The sequence below is a fragment of the Streptomyces sp. NPDC052687 genome (assembly GCF_040678395.1).
Lineage (GTDB): Bacteria > Actinomycetota > Actinomycetes > Streptomycetales > Streptomycetaceae > Streptomyces.
Window position 1 is genome coordinate 45,045 of sequence record NZ_JBFATR010000032.1, and the last position, 14,095, is coordinate 59,139.

14 protein-coding genes are annotated in these 14,095 nt (G+C 73.8%); 7 read left to right on the forward strand and 7 right to left on the reverse strand.

Going from position 1 to position 14,095, the window contains the following annotated elements:
- Positions 1-125 precede the first annotated feature (125 nt).
- Positions 126-1,550, reverse strand: a complete 1,425-nt coding sequence (locus AB0K92_RS23280; RefSeq protein ID WP_365925751.1) for an amidase — start codon at positions 1,548-1,550, stop codon at positions 126-128.
- Between the two features lie 252 nt (positions 1,551-1,802).
- Here AB0K92_RS23280 and AB0K92_RS23285 point away from each other — a divergent pair, with 252 nt between their 5' ends.
- Positions 1,803-2,603 carry a class I SAM-dependent methyltransferase gene (locus tag AB0K92_RS23285; RefSeq protein WP_365925753.1) on the forward strand — a complete coding sequence of 267 codons (801 nt, stop codon included), beginning with the start codon at positions 1,803-1,805 and terminating at the stop codon, positions 2,601-2,603.
- Here the strand turns inward: AB0K92_RS23285 and AB0K92_RS23290 are convergent.
- On the reverse strand, positions 2,578-2,997 hold the full coding sequence (locus tag AB0K92_RS23290) for a VOC family protein (protein ID WP_365925756.1): 420 nt from the start codon (positions 2,995-2,997) through the stop codon (positions 2,578-2,580). The genes AB0K92_RS23285 and AB0K92_RS23290 overlap by 26 nt on opposite strands.
- 507 nt (positions 2,998-3,504) lie before the next feature.
- Between AB0K92_RS23290 and AB0K92_RS23295 the strand changes: the two genes are divergently transcribed.
- On the forward strand, positions 3,505-4,317 hold the full coding sequence (locus tag AB0K92_RS23295) for a methylenetetrahydrofolate reductase (protein WP_365925813.1): 813 nt from the start codon (positions 3,505-3,507) through the stop codon (positions 4,315-4,317).
- Between the two features lie 59 nt (positions 4,318-4,376).
- Positions 4,377-5,345 carry a TerC family protein gene (locus tag AB0K92_RS23300; protein ID WP_365925758.1) on the forward strand — a complete coding sequence of 323 codons (969 nt, stop codon included), beginning with the start codon at positions 4,377-4,379 and terminating at the stop codon, positions 5,343-5,345.
- A 17-nt stretch (positions 5,346-5,362) separates the two neighbouring features.
- Here the strand turns inward: AB0K92_RS23300 and AB0K92_RS23305 are convergent, their stop codons facing one another.
- Both AB0K92_RS23305 and AB0K92_RS23310 read right to left on the reverse strand, forming a co-directional pair.
- Positions 5,363-6,373 (reverse strand): FkbM family methyltransferase, encoded by a 1,011-nt coding sequence (locus AB0K92_RS23305; protein ID WP_365925760.1) that lies wholly within the window; start codon positions 6,371-6,373, stop codon positions 5,363-5,365.
- Between the two features lie 289 nt (positions 6,374-6,662).
- Positions 6,663-7,217 carry an NAD(P)H-dependent oxidoreductase gene (locus AB0K92_RS23310; protein WP_166003849.1) on the reverse strand — a complete coding sequence of 185 codons (555 nt, stop codon included), beginning with the start codon at positions 7,215-7,217 and terminating at the stop codon, positions 6,663-6,665.
- 136 nt (positions 7,218-7,353) lie between these two features.
- Between AB0K92_RS23310 and AB0K92_RS23315 the strand changes: the two genes are divergently transcribed.
- Positions 7,354-8,028: a helix-turn-helix domain-containing protein gene (locus tag AB0K92_RS23315; protein WP_365925763.1), complete on the forward strand. Its 675-nt coding sequence runs from the start codon at positions 7,354-7,356 to the stop codon at positions 8,026-8,028.
- Between the two features lie 181 nt (positions 8,029-8,209).
- Positions 8,210-9,235: a LacI family DNA-binding transcriptional regulator gene (locus tag AB0K92_RS23320; RefSeq protein ID WP_365925765.1), complete on the forward strand. Its 1,026-nt coding sequence runs from the start codon at positions 8,210-8,212 to the stop codon at positions 9,233-9,235.
- Between the two features lie 61 nt (positions 9,236-9,296).
- On the opposite strand, the gene trxA is transcribed toward AB0K92_RS23320, so the two are convergent.
- On the reverse strand, positions 9,297-9,698 hold the full coding sequence (gene trxA, locus AB0K92_RS23325; protein ID WP_365925767.1) for a thioredoxin: 402 nt from the start codon (positions 9,696-9,698) through the stop codon (positions 9,297-9,299).
- Positions 9,699-9,877: 179 nt separating this feature from the next.
- On the opposite strand from trxA, the gene AB0K92_RS23330 reads away from it, so the two are divergent.
- Positions 9,878-11,311 (forward strand): NAD(P)/FAD-dependent oxidoreductase, encoded by a 1,434-nt coding sequence (locus AB0K92_RS23330; RefSeq protein WP_365925769.1) that lies wholly within the window; start codon positions 9,878-9,880, stop codon positions 11,309-11,311.
- Between the two features lie 62 nt (positions 11,312-11,373).
- Here the strand turns inward: AB0K92_RS23330 and AB0K92_RS23335 are convergent, their stop codons facing one another.
- Entirely contained in the window at positions 11,374-12,021 is a 648-nt protein-coding gene (locus AB0K92_RS23335) for a peptide deformylase (RefSeq protein WP_365925771.1), read from the reverse strand.
- Positions 12,022-12,151: 130 nt separating this feature from the next.
- Here AB0K92_RS23335 and AB0K92_RS23340 point away from each other — a divergent pair, with 130 nt between their 5' ends.
- On the forward strand, positions 12,152-13,549 hold the full coding sequence (locus tag AB0K92_RS23340; RefSeq protein WP_365925773.1) for a PepSY domain-containing protein: 1,398 nt from the start codon (positions 12,152-12,154) through the stop codon (positions 13,547-13,549).
- 131 nt (positions 13,550-13,680) lie between these two features.
- On the opposite strand, the gene AB0K92_RS23345 is transcribed toward AB0K92_RS23340, so the two are convergent.
- Positions 13,681-14,028 carry a tetratricopeptide repeat protein gene (locus AB0K92_RS23345; RefSeq protein WP_365759789.1) on the reverse strand — a complete coding sequence of 116 codons (348 nt, stop codon included), beginning with the start codon at positions 14,026-14,028 and terminating at the stop codon, positions 13,681-13,683.
- Positions 14,029-14,095 lie beyond the last annotated feature (67 nt).

Consider the following 14,095-nt stretch of genomic DNA (forward strand, 5'->3'; position numbering starts at 1 on the left):
CTGTTAGGAAGGTTTCCTTACGGTCACCGGGAACGTAGCGCCATGACTGGACACGGTCAAGAGTGTCGGGGCGGGGCACCGCCGCAGTCGATCCGATTGATCGGTTCCGCGGCGGGCGGGCCTCCTCACATCGCGGGCGACTGCGTCACCGACCGCTCGGGAGGCCGCAGTTCGTGCCAGCGCAGCTCCGCCTCCAGCTGCGCGGCGAGCGACACCAGCAGCGGTTCGCTGTGCGCCGGGCCGAGCAGCTGCGCGCCGACGGGCAGCCCGCCGTCGACGAAACCGGCGGGCACGGCGACACCGGGCCAGCCCAGCACGTTCCACGGCCACGCGTACGGGCACGCGGCGATCATCGCCCGGTCGGTGGCCAGCGGGCCCAGCCCGAGCAGGGCGCCGATCCGGGGCGGGGGAGTGGCCGTCGTGGGCGCGAGCACGACGTCGTACGACGTGAAGAAGGCGCCGATACGGCGGTGCAGCACCGCCTCCGCCCGCCGCGCCGCCTTCAGCGGGGCCCCGCCGAGCAGCCGGCCCAGCCGCGCGGCGCCACGGGTGCGCGGATCGAGCAGCGCCGGCTCGGGCGCGTCGCGCACCCACTCGGCGATACCGGCGGTGGCCCGCGGCACGAAGGTCAGCCCGATCTGCCCGTAGGGCGGATCCGCCTCCTCGACGACATGGCCCAACGCGCTCAGTTCCTCGGCCAGTTCGGTCACCCGGGCGCGGACGCGCGGATCGAGCCGGGCCGGCAGCGCGGTGAAGGGCGGGGTCAGGGCGAGCGCGATCCGCAGCCGGCCGGGATCCCGGCCGACCGCCTCGAACACCTTCAGCGCGGGCGGGCGGTGCGGATCGCGCGGGTGATTGCCGCTCGCCGCGTCCAGCAGCAGGGCCGCGTCCGCGACCGTGCGGGCCAGCGTGCCGTTGACCGTGATCCCCTGGAACGACTCGCCGCGCGGCCAGGTCGAGATGCGCCCGCGCTGCGGCTTGATGCCGACCAGGTGGGTCCAGGAGGCGGGGATGCGCACCGAACCGGCCCCGTCGGAGCCGAGCGCGGCCGGCACCAGGCCCGCCGCGACCGCGGCCGCGCTGCCGCCGGAGGAGCCGCCGGGAGTGTGCTCGGGGTTCCACGGGTTGCGGGTGGTGCCGAACGCCGGGCCCTCGGTGAACGGCCACTGTCCCAGCTCGCACGTGTTGGTCTTGCCCACGATGACGGCACCGGCCGCCCGCAGCCGCCGTACCGCCTCGCCGTCCTCGGCGACCGGCGGGAAGGTTCCCCGGCAGCCGAACGCGGTCGGCTCGCCCGCCACGTCCATGTCGTCCTTGACCGCGACGGGCACCCCGAGCAGCGGCCGGCGGCCGCCCGCCGCCAGCTCCCGGTCCGCCGCCTCCGCCTCGGCGAGCGCCGCCTCGGCGCGCACGAGCCGGAAGGCGTTGACAGAGCCCTGGGTCGCCTCGATCCGGGCCAGGGCCGCGGCGACGAGGGCCCGTGACGTCACCTCCCCGGCGGCCAGGGCGCGAGCGGTCTCCACCAGGCCTGCGGCAGGGGCGAGCGTCATGCGGGACACCTCCGGGGCGCGTTGTCTACCGAACGGTAACCTGTCGTGGCCGTACGGGGAACGCCCCCGCCGGCGCCGGGTGTCGGCCGCACGGCCGCGGCGTCCCCGGTGGACACGAACGGGCCGACGCCGACCAGGAGCGGCGGGTGGCCGTGGCGACCGAGGCCGTTCAGCGCCCGGTGAGCGATGGCGCGCTGTGACCGGTTGATCCCAGAATGGGGTGAAACCCCGTCGGACGGAGGCCACACCGCCATGACCCAGGACGCCACCTCCCCGAGCAGGCTGCGCAGCAACCGCGCCGCGCTCACCCACAAGGTCGGCTACGCCCTGCGCCACCCCGGCCGCATTGCCCCGTACGTCCGCCGGGCGGGCCGGGACGCCTGGCTGCGCCTGAAACACCCCGACCACGTCGGCTACTACCGGGCGGTGATGGCCTCCGACACCCGCTGCGACCCCGAGGCGGCGGTCGGCAGCCGCACCCACGAGCGCTGGCTGGCGCTCGGGCAGATGCAGTTCGACTACCTCCTGGAGCACGGACTGCGTCCCGAGCACCGCATGCTCGACATCGGCTGCGGCAACCTGCGCGGCGGCTGGCGCTTCATCGACTACCTCGACGAGGGCCACTACTACGGCATCGACATCTCGCCGGACATCCTCATCGCCGCCAAGCGGACCCTGACCGAGCGCGGCCTGCAGGACAAGCTCCCGCACCTGACCATCACGGGCGATCTCAAGCTGGAGTTCCTGCCGGACGACCACTTCGACGTGGTCCACGCGCACAGCGTCTTCTCCCACTCCCCGCTCGACGTGATCGACGAATGCCTGGCCCACGTCGGCCGCGTCATGAAGCCGGACGGCTTCTTCGACTTCACCTTCGACCGCACCGAGGGCACCGAACACCAGGTCCTGCGCGAGGACTTCTACTACCGCACCGACACCCTGCTCGCGCTCGCCCACCGCCACGGCCTGCACGCCCGCTTCATGGACGACTGGGAGAAACGGCCGCACGGCCAGTCCAAGATCCGCGTCAGCCGTTCGCCGCTTCCCCTGTGATGTCGACCATCCAGGTGACGCCGAAGCGGTCCGTGCACATGCCGAACACATCGCCCCACATCTGCCGCTCCAGCGGCACGGACACGGAGCCCTCGGCGGACAGCTTCTCCCAGTAGCCGCGCAGCTCGGCCTCGTCCTCCCCGCTCAGGCTCACCGCGAAGGCGTTGCCGGGCGTGTACGTGGTTCCGGGCGGGGTGTCGGCGCCCATCAGGGTGAAGCCGGACGGCGTCTCCAGCATCCCGTGCATGATCTTGTCGGCCCCGGCGGCGTCCGGCGGGCCGAACTCGCCGAAGGTGCTGAGCTTGAGCGTGCCGCCGAACACCTCCCGGTAGAACTCCATGGCCTGCCGGGCGTCGCCGTCGAAGCTGAGATACGGGTTGAGTCGCGAGGGCATGAAACCTCCCAAATCCGGTCACATCGTCGGACCGGCGCAGCGTAACCCGCCCTCCGGCCGTCGGCTCGGCTCCTCGCCGTACGGAATGCCGCGAGGTGACCCCGTCGGACCCCCGCGCCGCACCCCGTACCGCCAGGCCCCGTCGGACGGTCCGTCGGCCCTCCCGCGCCGCGCCCGCTCGGCCCGCACGCCGTCAGACCCGCAATCCGTCAGACCCGCAATCCGTCTGCCCCGCAGTCCGTCCAGCCCGCACCCCGTCCCGCCCGCACCCGCCGAGCCCGGTCCGCGTACCCTGTTGCGCCGCGATGCCGGAGCGCCGCCCACCAGGCGGCGCTCCCCACGGCGAGCCGTCGTACCCGACGCCGAAGGAGCTCGATGAACCCCGGCCCCACCGCCCCGGCCCCCGGCCCCACCGCCGCCGTGCGTGCCGCCGCGGCCCCGGCCCCCGGCCCCACCGCCGCCGTGCGTGCCGCCGCGCTGACGCTGCTGGAGGACTTCTCCCTGGAGATGACCGGCAAGGACGTGCCGCACCTGGAGAAGGCGCGGCAGCTCATCCCGCCGGGCACCCGGATCAATGTGACCTTCCTCGGCAACGAGGACCTGGGCATGCGCCTGGCGGCGGCGCGGGCGGTGAAACGGTTCGGCTTCCTGCCGGTGCCGCATCTCTCGGCCCGCCGGCTCAGCTCGCGGGCCGAGCTGGAGGAGTTCCTGGACGGACTGCGGTCCGACGGGACCGGGGAGCACGTCCTCGTCGTCGGGGGAGACCCGGCCCGGCCGCACGGGCCGTACGAGGACGCGCTGTCCGTGATCCGCGCCGGCCTGCTGGAGCGCTACGGCGTGCGCCACGTCGGCGTCAGCGGCTACCCGGAGGGCCATCCCGCGATCACCGACCGGGTGCTGTGGGCGGCGCTCGCCGACAAGAGCGAGGCGCTCGCCGGCAAGCGGCTCGGTGGCCATGTCGTCACCCAGTTCGGGTTCGACGCCGACCGGGTGCTCGCCTGGGTCGCCGAGGTCCGCGAGCGCGGCATCGCCCTGCCGGTCCGGATCGGCGTGCCCGGTCCGGCCGGGGTGCGGCGGCTGATGTCGTACGCCACCCGCTTCGGCGTCGGCACCAGCGCGTCCATCGCCCGCAAGTACGGCTTCTCGCTCACCAACCTCATGGGCACCGCGGGGCCCGACCGCTTCCTGCGGGCGCTCGCCGAGGGCTACGACCCGGACGTCCACGGCGAGGTGAAGGTGCACTTCTACACCTTCGGCGGCCTCGGGGCGACCGCGGAGTGGGTCGCGCGGTTCCGGGCGGAGCCGGCGGCGGGCGCCTGACGGCGTGCTCTGTGACGATGCTGGGAGGCCCCGGTCCCCCTCGCATCAGGAGCACCGCCGTGAACGTCTCCCTCACCGTCTGGGCGCTCAGCGTCGGCGTCCTGTGCGTCCTCGTCGCCGTCGACTTCCTGATCGGCCGCAAGCCGCACGAGGTCTCGCTGCGGGAGGCCGGCGTCTGGACGGTGGTGTGGATCGTCCTGGCCTGCGCCTTCGGTGTCGGGCTCGGCATGACCGCCGGCTGGGGACCGGCCGGGGAGTTCTTCGCCGGGTACATCACCGAGAAGTCGCTGAGCGTCGACAACCTCTTCGTCTTCGTCCTGATCATGGCGAAGTTCGCGGTGCCGCCGCCGTACCAGCAGCGCGTGCTGATGGTCGGCGTGCTCATGGCCCTGGTGCTGCGGGCCGGGTTCATCGCCGCGGGCGCCGCGATCATCTCCGCGTTCTCGTGGGTGTTCTACCTCTTCGGCGCCTTCCTGATCTGGACCGCCTGGAAGCTGATCCAGGACGCCCGCAAGGAGGAGCACGAGGAGGAGTACCAGGAGAACAAGCTGCTCAAGTCCGTCGAGCGCCGCTTCGGGGTGGCCGACCGATACCACGGCACCCGGCTGTGGGTCGAGCAGAACGGCAAGCGGGTCATGACCCCGATGCTGGTCGTGATGCTCGCCATCGGCTCCACGGACGTGCTGTTCGCCCTGGACTCCATCCCCGCGATCTACGGACTGACCCAGGACCCGTACATCGTGTTCACCGCCAACGCCTTCGCCCTGATGGGCCTCAGGCAGCTGTACTTCCTCATCGGCGGCCTGCTCAAGAGGCTGGTCCACCTGTCGTACGGCCTGTCGGTCATCCTGGGCTTCATCGGCGTGAAGCTGGTGCTGCACGCGCTGCACGAGTCCGGGGTCCACGTGCCCGAGATCGGCATCCCCTTCTCCCTCGGCTTCATCGTGCTGGTGCTCGCGGTCACCACGGTCACCAGCCTGCGGGCCGCCAAGCGGTCGGAGAGCGGGGATGAGCGCCCGGCCCGGTAGCGGGCGCGGGCGTGCGGTCAGCCGGCCGGCTCGGGTGCCGCCTTGGCGCGCATCATCACGCAGTCGAACTCGACCACCCGGCCCGTGGCCGCCTCCCGGGTCACCGGGTACATGCCGGTGATCTCGAAGCCGCCCGCCTCGTACGCCGCGATGGCCTCGCTCATCCGCGGACTCCCCTCGTACAGCCGCAGGACGGCCACCTCCGACTGCAGGCCCACGAAGTCCGCGACGCGCTCCCCGGCACCGGCGAACACCTCCAGGTCGTAGCCCTGGGTGTCCATCTTCAGGAAGGGGCGCGGCTCGGCGATGCCGTCGAGGGCCTCGTCCATCACCGCGTCCAGCCGCCGGATCTCGATCTGCTCGGTGCGGGTGGTGGCGAACCGGCGGTAGCGGTCGCGGCCGTAGTCGCTGGGCGGCAGCAGCGAGTTCATGGTGTTCCACCCGGTGTGGATGGTGCTGACCGTGTCCTCGCGGCCCAGCCCGCAGTGCCGCACCTGCCAGTCGGGGTCGTCGCGGGCGGCCTCCCGCAGGCGGGCGAAGGCGTCGGCGGTCGGCTCGAACGAGACGATCCGGCCGCGGTAGCCGAGCCGGCGCAGCCGCCGGGCGTACTGTCCGGCGTTGGCGCCGACGTCGAAGACGCAGTTCACCCCGTACAGCTCCAGCATCGCGGCCACGTGCTGGGCGCACAGATACTCGGCGGCGGCCAGCTGGAGCCGGCGCTCGTCCGCCGGGGCCCGCCGGTCCAGCAGCAGCCGCGCGCCCGTGTCGCCGAGCCGGACGCCGGTCCACTCCCGGACCCGCTCGCCGGCCCGCGCCGACCGGTCGCGCAGCACCACCCAGGTGTCCTTGCCGGCGCCCGTGACCGCGTACTGGCCGTTGTCGCGGGCCACCAGGTCGGCGCCCGCGTCCAGCGGGAGACGGGTGCGTCCGCCGCGCCGGGAGACCACCGCGGTCCCGGGCCCCAGGTCGATCACCTTCAGTCCGAGACGGGGCAGGAAGGTGAGCAGTCTTCGGTAGAGGGTCTGCATGCGCCCACCCTCGCAGAGTTGGCGTGAACAGATCCCTGGTTTGAACAACCTTCAACGAACAAGCGAACGCATGACGGCCGGACGCGGCTGCGACGAAGTACGACCGGTGCGATTGGCGATGCGACGGACGCGACGGACGCGACGGTGCGACGGATGCGACGGGCGGACGGGTGCGCCGGGTACGGCCAGGGGGCCGGAGCGGTGTGCTCCGGCCCCCTTGAGGCGTGCGGTGTGCGGTGTGCGGCGTGCCGTGCGTGCGGCGCGCGGGCGCGCGGACGGGCGGTGCCCGTCAGGCCGCGACGGCCTCGCCGTGCAGCCGGGCCACGACCTCGGTGAGCTGCGCGGCGACCTCGGCGTCGTCGGCCGGGTGGGCCTCGGCGAAGCGCTGCACGGAGCCGGGGATGGAGAGCTTGACGTCCTCGAGCACCTTGCCGCCCGCGATGCCCACGGACTTGCGGGTCTCGTCGTGCGCCCAGACACCGCCGTACTGGCCGAGCGCGGTGCCCACCACGGCGACCGCCTTGCCGACGATGGCGCCGGTGCCGTACGGGCGGGACAGCCAGTCGATGGCGTTCTTCAGGACGGCCGGGATGGTGCCGTTGTACTCGGGGGTGAACAGCAGCAGCGCGTCGGCGGCGGCGACGGCCTCGCGCAGCCGGGCGGCGGCGGCCGGGACGGAGCCCTCGACGTCGATGTCCTCGTTGTAGAACGGGATCTCGGCCAGGCCCTCGAACACCTGGATGTCGACGCCCTCGGGTGCGTGCTTCACGGCGGCCTCGGCGAGCTGGCGGTTGTGCGAACCGGCGCGGAGGCTGCCGACGAGCGCGAGGATGCGAACGGACATGGGGTACTCCCGATGGCTGAGAAAAACGGCGGGTCGAGCGGACTTCCGGAACTATCCGGACCGGGGTCCGTTTAAAGTTGTAGCACCTAACCGGACCACGGTCCAGTTTCATTCCCGATGCTCTACGCTGGACCTCATGTCCGCCTCCCTGCCGCCCTTCCCGTCGCACCAGGAGCCCGCCGGCACCCCCGAGTTGCTGGAGCTGGGCGTCGCCGGACAGGACCCCTGCCTGCGCGCCGACGCCGCGCGCAACCGGGCCCGGCTGCTGGAGGCGGCCGCCCAGCTGATCGCGGAGCACGGCGCGGCCGGCGTCACCATGGAGGCGGTGGCCGCGGCGGCCCAGGTCGGCAAGGGCACCGTCTTCCGGCGCTTCGGCGACCGCGTCGGACTGCTCACCGCGCTGCTCGACCACTCCGAGCGCAAGTTCCAGGCCGCGTTCCTCAGCGGGCCCCCGCCGCTCGGCCCCGGCGCCCCGCCCGCGGACCGGCTCAACGCCTTCGGGCACGCCATGCTGCGTCACTGCGCGCAGTCGCTGGAACTCCAGATCGCGGCCGAGCCCGACCCGGCCCGCCGCTTCACCGCTCCGGCCCGGCGCCTGCTGCGCGGCCACGTCACGCTCCTGCTGCGGCAGGCGCTGCCCGACGCGGACTGCGAACTGCTCGCAACCGCGCTGATGGGCTTCCTCGACCCCGTCTCGGTCCACCACCTGACCAAGCAGTGCGGCATGCCCCTGACCCGGCTGGAGGCGGGCTGGACCGACCTGGTCACCCGCGTCACCGGCGTCACACCGGCCCCGGCCGACAAGCCCTGACCCTCGTCCGGCGCACGCGCGACGCCCCGCGGACACCCGAGGCCTCGGGGTGCCCGGACATCTGGGGGGCCCGGATGTCCGGAGGTGCCCGGTGCCCGGGGGCGTCCGGAAGCCCGGAGGTGGCCGGCGCCCGGGGGTGCCCGGCCCCGGCCCCCCGGCCTCTGCCAAGATGCCGTACGTCATGGTGCAGATACCGAAAACGCCCGCGCCCGCGCAGCGTTCCGTGCCCACGAGTGCCGATGTGGCCCGTCTGGCCGGCGTCTCCCGGGCGACCGTCTCCTACGTCCTGAACAACACCAGCGCCGTACGCATCAGCGAACCCACCCGCCGCCGGGTCCACGAGGCCGCCGAGGAACTCGGATACGTCCCCCACGCGGCGGCCCGCAGCCTGCGCGCCGGGCACAGCCGGATGGTCCTGATGCCCGCCCCGACCATCCCGGTCGGACCGCTCTACAGCCAGTTCATCAACGAACTCCAGTGGGCCCTCGGCCGCCTCGACTACACGGTCGTGCAGTACGGCAGCCTCGGCCTGACCGGCGACGAGGCGGCCCGCGCCTGGGCCGAGCTGCGCCCCGTGGCCGTCCTCGTGCCCGGCTCCGGCCTCGGCCCGCGGGGCGTCACCCTGCTCAAGCGCTCCGGCGCCCGCGCCGTGGTCACCCTCGGACCCGAGCCCGTCGAGGGCGCGCACGCCCTGCTCATGGACCACGCGGCGGTCGGCCGGGCGGCCGGCGCGCATCTGTACGCGCGCGGACGGCGCCGGATCGGTGTGGTCGTCCCCGAGGAGCCCGGCCTGGAGCCCTTCTCCCGGCCCCGCCTGGACGGCGTACGCCAGGCCCTGCGCGGCACCGACGCCACCCTGACCGAGCTGCCGCTCGCCTACGAGGAGCAGTCCGCCGCCCGGCTCGCCGCACGCTGGGGCGACCTCGGCCTCGACGGGGTGTTCGCGTACAACGACGAGTACGCCATGCTGCTCATGCGCGCGCTCCAGGACGAGGGCGTCGACCTCCCCGGCGACACGGCCCTGATCGGCGCCGACGACCTCATGGCCGGTCGGCTGCTGCGGCCCCGCCTCAGCACCGTCCACATCGAACTGCCGTCGGGCCGCGACCTCGCCGAACTCGTCGACCGCGCGGTCCGCGAACCCGGCACCGCGCTGGAGCACCGCGAGGTGCTGGGCGCCGCGGTGGTGCACCGCGACTCCAGCTGACCACGCGTCGCATCGAGCGAGCGCCGCTCACCAGGTGGGATGACGGGAACCGCCCGGCGGGTCAGCGGTCTCCCTGACCGCCACCGCCCTGCGCCGCCTTTGCCTGCTGCTCGGCGACCGCCTTGCGGACCTCGTCCATGTCGAGAGCACGGGCCTGCCCGATCACATCCGCCAGCGCCGCCTCGGGCAGCGCGCCGGGCTGCGCGAACACGGCCACCTGGTCGCGGACGATCATCAGCGTCGGAATGGACTGGATGCCGAAGGCCGCCGCCAGCTCCGGCTGCGCCTCGGTGTCCACCTTGCCGAACACCAGGTCCGGGTTGGCCTGTGCCGCCTTCTCGTACACCGGCGCGAACTGCCGGCAGGGACCGCACCACTCCGCCCAGAAGTCGATCAGCACGAAGTCGTTGTCCGTGACCGTCTGGTCGAAGTTCTCCTTGGTCAGCTCCACGGTGCTGCTCATGGCGTATCCCTGCTTCCTGGTGGGGGTCCCGGTATAAGGGCGAGCCGTCCGGACAACACGGCCGGACAGCCGCCTATTCCGTGCGCGCCGACCCGTACGGCGGACGCGTGCGCGCGGCATCGCGCATCCGCGCGCGTACCCCTGTGGCCTCCCCGCACACCACCCACCAGACTGACTCCATGACGGAAACGGATTCCATCGCGTACGACGTCGTGGTCCTCGGAGCCGGGCCCGTGGGGGAGAACGTCGCCGACCGCACGCGCGCGGCCGGCCTCACCACCGCGGTCGTGGAGAGCGAACTGGTCGGCGGCGAGTGCTCCTACTGGGCGTGCATGCCCAGCAAGGCCCTGCTGCGCCCGGTGATCGCCCGCGCGGACGCCCGCCGCGTCCCCGGTCTGCGCCACCTCGTGCAGGGCCCCCTCGACGCGCCCGCCGTGCTCGCCCACCGGGACGAGTACACCTCCCACTGGCACGACGACGGGCAGGCCGACTGGCTGAAGGGCGTCGGCGCCGACCTCTACCGGGGCCACGGCCGCCTCGCCGGACCCCGCACGGTGACGGTCACCGGCCCCGACGGCAGCAGGCGCACCCTCACCGCCCGGCACGCCGTGGCCGTCTGCACCGGCAGCCGCGCCCGGCTGCCCGGACTGCCGGGGCTCGCCGACGTCCGGCCCTGGACCAGCCGCGAGGCCACCAGCGCCAAGACGGTGCCCGGACGGCTGATCGTGGTCGGCGGCGGCGTGGTCGCCACCGAGATGGCCACCGCCTGGCAGGCCCTCGGTTCCCGGGTGACCATGCTGGTGCGCGGCAAGGGGCTGCTCCCGCGCATGGAGCCGTTCGCCGGGGAGCTGGTCGCCGAGGCGCTCATCGAGGCCGGCGCCGAGATCCGCACCGGTACGTCCGTGACGGCGGTGAGCCGGGAGAACGGCACGGTGGTCGCCGTGACCGACGCCGGCGACCGCGTCGAGGCGGACGAGATCCTGTTCGCCACCGGCCGCGCCCCCCGCACCGACGACATCGGCCTGGACACCGTCGGCCTGGAGCCCGGCCGCCCGCTGCCGGTCGACGACAGCCTGCGCGTCCCCGGCACCGACTGGCTCTACGCCGTCGGCGACGTCAACGAGCGGGCGCTCCTCACCCACCAGGGCAAGTACCAGGCCCGGATCGCGGGCGCCGCGATCGCCGCCCGCGCCTCCGGCGAGACCGCGCTGGAGGGGGAGCCGTGGGGCGCGCACGCCGCCACCGCCGACCACGCCGCCGTACCGCAGGTCGTCTTCACCGACCCCGAGGCGGCGGCCGTCGGCCTCTCCCTGGCCGAGGCGGAGGAGGCCGGACACCGCGTCCGCGCCGTCGACGTCGACCTCGCGTCGGTCGCGGGGGCCGGACTCTACGCGGACGGGTACCGCGGTCGCGCCCGCATGGTCGTCGACCTGGAGGAGGAGATCCTGCGCGGCGTCACGTTCGTCGGCCCCGGCGTCGGCGAGCTGATCCACTCCGCCACCATCGCCGTCGTGGGCCAGGTCCCGGTCGGCCGGCTGTGGCACGCCGTTCCCTCGTACCCGACGGTCAGCGAGGTGTGGCTGCGGCTGCTGGAGGCCTACCGGGACAGCTGACGTACGGTCATGGGCGGTGCGGCCCGGTAGTCAGGGAGCGCGCCCCCCGGGGGGGTGGCCGGTCACCGGGGGAGAGGGAACCCCAGGGCCCGCGCGGCCTCCTCGGGTGTCGGCTGGTTCCAGCGCTCCGCCACCGCCTGGTGCGACGACAGCGAGCGCGGCTCCGCGCGGTCGAGGTACAGCACGCCGTCGAGGTGGTCGGTCTCGTGCTGCACGATCCGCGCGGGCCAGCCGGAGACCACCTCGTCCACGGCGCGGCCGTGCTCGTCCGCGCCCGTCAGCCGCACCCGCGCCGGCCGCGCCACCACCGCCTGCCAGCCCGGCACGCTCAGACACCCCTCGAAGAACGCCGCCCGCTCACCGCCGACCGGCTCGTACGACGGGTTGACCAGCACCCGGAACGGCAGCGGCACCCGCCCGCGCGCCCGCCGCACCTCCTCCGGCACCGGCGCCGGATCCTCCAGCACCGCGATCCGCAGCCCGATCCCGACCTGCGGCGCGGCGAGCCCCACCCCCGGCGCCGCGTGCATCGTGCGGCGCAGCGCCTCGACGAAACGGGCCAGCAGGGCAGGCTCCAGCTGCCCGTCGAACGGCTCGGCCGGCCGCCGCAGCACCGGATCGCCCGCCGCCAGGACGGTCAACGGCCCCTCCGCGGCCAGGAGTTCCTCGACCTGCTCGGCAACGGGCACGCGATGGCTGGGAGTAGACATTCCGCCAGCATGCCATGCCCCCTAGCCTGTGTGACACAGGTCACTCAAGTCCCTGGGAACTCCCCGCCCCCGCCATCCGACCACTGGAGCACCACGGCCGACCACACACTCGTCCCGGAGAGACCCACCGATGACCACCGCTCCCTCGCCCCACGCGGACGAGGCCACCCAGCCGGCCGCGCCGACGGCGCCGCCCAGCGGCTGGGCTCCGCTGCGCCCGCTGATCCTGCGCCTGCACTTCTACGCCGGGGTGCTCGTCGCCCCGTTCCTGCTCGTCGCCGCGGTCACCGGCCTGCTGTACGCCGGATCCTTCCAGGCCGAGAAGATCGTCTACGCCGACGAGCTGACCGTCCCCGTCGGCGACACCGAGCTCCCCGTCTCCCAGCAGGTCGCCGCCGCCCGCGAGGCCCACCCCGAGGGCACGGTCACCGCCGTACGGCCCTCGCCCGCCGCCGACGCCACCACCAGGGTGCTGCTCTCCGGCGTCCCCGGCGTCGACCCCGACCACACCCTCGCCGTCTTCGTCGACCCGTACACCGCCAAGGTGAAGGGCGCCCTCGAACAGTACGGCGCGTCCGGCGCGCTGCCGCTGCGCACCTGGATCGACGAACTCCACCGCGACCTGCACCTCGGCGAGACCGGCCGCCTCTACAGCGAACTCGCCGCCAGCTGGCTGTGGGTGATCGCGGCCGGCGGACTGGTCCTCTGGTTCTCCCGCCGCCGCGCCCTGCGCAAGCTGCGCGGCTCCAGCGGCCGGCGCCGCACCCTCGGACTGCACGGCACCGTCGGCGCCTGGGCCGCGGCCGGCTTCCTGTTCCTCTCGGCGACCGGCCTGACCTGGTCGGCGTACGCCGGAGCGAACATCGACGAACTGCGCACCTCGCTCGGCGGCGCCACGCCGGTGCTCTCCTCGGCGGCGGGGGAACACGCCGAGCACGGCGGTGCGACCTCCTCCGGCGGCGAGCAGGCCGCGCCCGGCGCCGGCCTCGACACGGTGCTGGCCGCGGCGCGCGCGGAAGGGCTGACCGACCCCGTCGAGATCCAGCCGCCCGCCGACGCCTCGTCCGCGTACGTCGTCAAGCAGGTGCAGCGCAGCTGGCCGGAGAAGCAGGACGCGGTGGCGGTCGACCCGGCCACCGGCGAGGTCCTGGACGTGCTGCGGTTCGCGGACTACCCGGTCCTGGCCAAGCTGACCCGCTGGGGGATCGACCTGCACTCCGGCGTCCTGTTCGGCCTGGCCAACCAGATCGCCCTCATGCTCCTCGCCGCCTCCCTGATCGTCCTGATCGTGTGGGGCTACCGCATGTGGTGGCAGCGCGGCCGCGACTCCGCCTTCGGCCGCCCCGTCCCGCGCGGCGCCTGGGCGCAGGTGCCGCCGCAGATCCTCGTTCCGCTGCTCGCCGCGGTCGCGGTCGTCGGCTACTTCGTGCCGCTGCTGGGCATCCCGCTGGCCGCGTTCCTGCTCGTGGACATCGTGCTCGGCGAGATCGCCCACCGGCGGGGGCGGCGGACGTACGCGGCGAAGTAGTCACCGGGCTGCCGCGGCCCCACCGGACGCCCGTCGGGTCCGGCTCCGCAGGGGGGAGCCGGACCCGACGGGTTTCCGTCCTCTTTCTCCGTCCTCGTTTTCCGACCTCGTTCCCGTCCTCGCGTCCGTCCTCAGAGCCGCTCGAAGTCACCGGCCAGCGCGGACGCGATCCGCAGATGGGGCTCGGCCTCCTCCTGCCGCCCCTGGCGCTGGAGCGTACGGCCCAGCATCAGCCGGGCGTAGTGCTCCACCGGATCGCGCTCCACGATGACCCGCAGCTCGGCCTCGGCGCGGCGCAGCTGGGCCGAGTGGTAGTAGGCGCGGGCCAGCAGCAGACGCGGACCGGTCTGCTCCGGCGCCTCCTCGACCAGCCCGTCCAGGACCCGTGCCGCGGCGGCGTAGTCCTTGGCGTCGAAGAACATCCGCGCGCGCTCCCAGCGCTCCGCGGGCGTCCCGTGGTCGTAGTACGTCGTGTCCACCGGTGACCTCCTTCGGGCGCTGCAACCCCGGCGGAGCGTCAAACATTCCACTGTCTCGGGGCGCCGC

Excerpts from the sequence above, each read along its gene's own strand:
- AB0K92_RS23295 (WP_365925813.1), top strand. The coding sequence starts at position 3,505 with ATGACCGGCAAGGACGTGCCGCACCTGGAGAAGGCGCGGCAGCTCATC.
- AB0K92_RS23305 (WP_365925760.1), bottom strand. The coding sequence starts at position 6,373 with ATGCAGACCCTCTACCGAAGACTGCTCACCTTCCTGCCCCGTCTCGGA.
- AB0K92_RS23320 (WP_365925765.1), top strand. The coding sequence starts at position 8,210 with ATGGTGCAGATACCGAAAACGCCCGCGCCCGCGCAGCGTTCCGTGCCC.
- AB0K92_RS23340 (WP_365925773.1), top strand. The coding sequence starts at position 12,152 with ATGACCACCGCTCCCTCGCCCCACGCGGACGAGGCCACCCAGCCGGCC.
- AB0K92_RS23315 (WP_365925763.1), top strand. The coding sequence starts at position 7,354 with ATGTCCGCCTCCCTGCCGCCCTTCCCGTCGCACCAGGAGCCCGCCGGC.
- AB0K92_RS23280 (WP_365925751.1), bottom strand. The coding sequence starts at position 1,550 with ATGACGCTCGCCCCTGCCGCAGGCCTGGTGGAGACCGCTCGCGCCCTG.
- AB0K92_RS23335 (WP_365925771.1), bottom strand. The coding sequence starts at position 12,021 with ATGTCTACTCCCAGCCATCGCGTGCCCGTTGCCGAGCAGGTCGAGGAA.
- AB0K92_RS23310 (WP_166003849.1), bottom strand. The coding sequence starts at position 7,217 with ATGTCCGTTCGCATCCTCGCGCTCGTCGGCAGCCTCCGCGCCGGTTCG.
- AB0K92_RS23285 (WP_365925753.1), top strand. The coding sequence starts at position 1,803 with ATGACCCAGGACGCCACCTCCCCGAGCAGGCTGCGCAGCAACCGCGCC.
- trxA (WP_365925767.1), bottom strand. The coding sequence starts at position 9,698 with ATGAGCAGCACCGTGGAGCTGACCAAGGAGAACTTCGACCAGACGGTC.
- AB0K92_RS23290 (WP_365925756.1), bottom strand. The coding sequence starts at position 2,997 with ATGCCCTCGCGACTCAACCCGTATCTCAGCTTCGACGGCGACGCCCGG.
- AB0K92_RS23330 (WP_365925769.1), top strand. The coding sequence starts at position 9,878 with ATGACGGAAACGGATTCCATCGCGTACGACGTCGTGGTCCTCGGAGCC.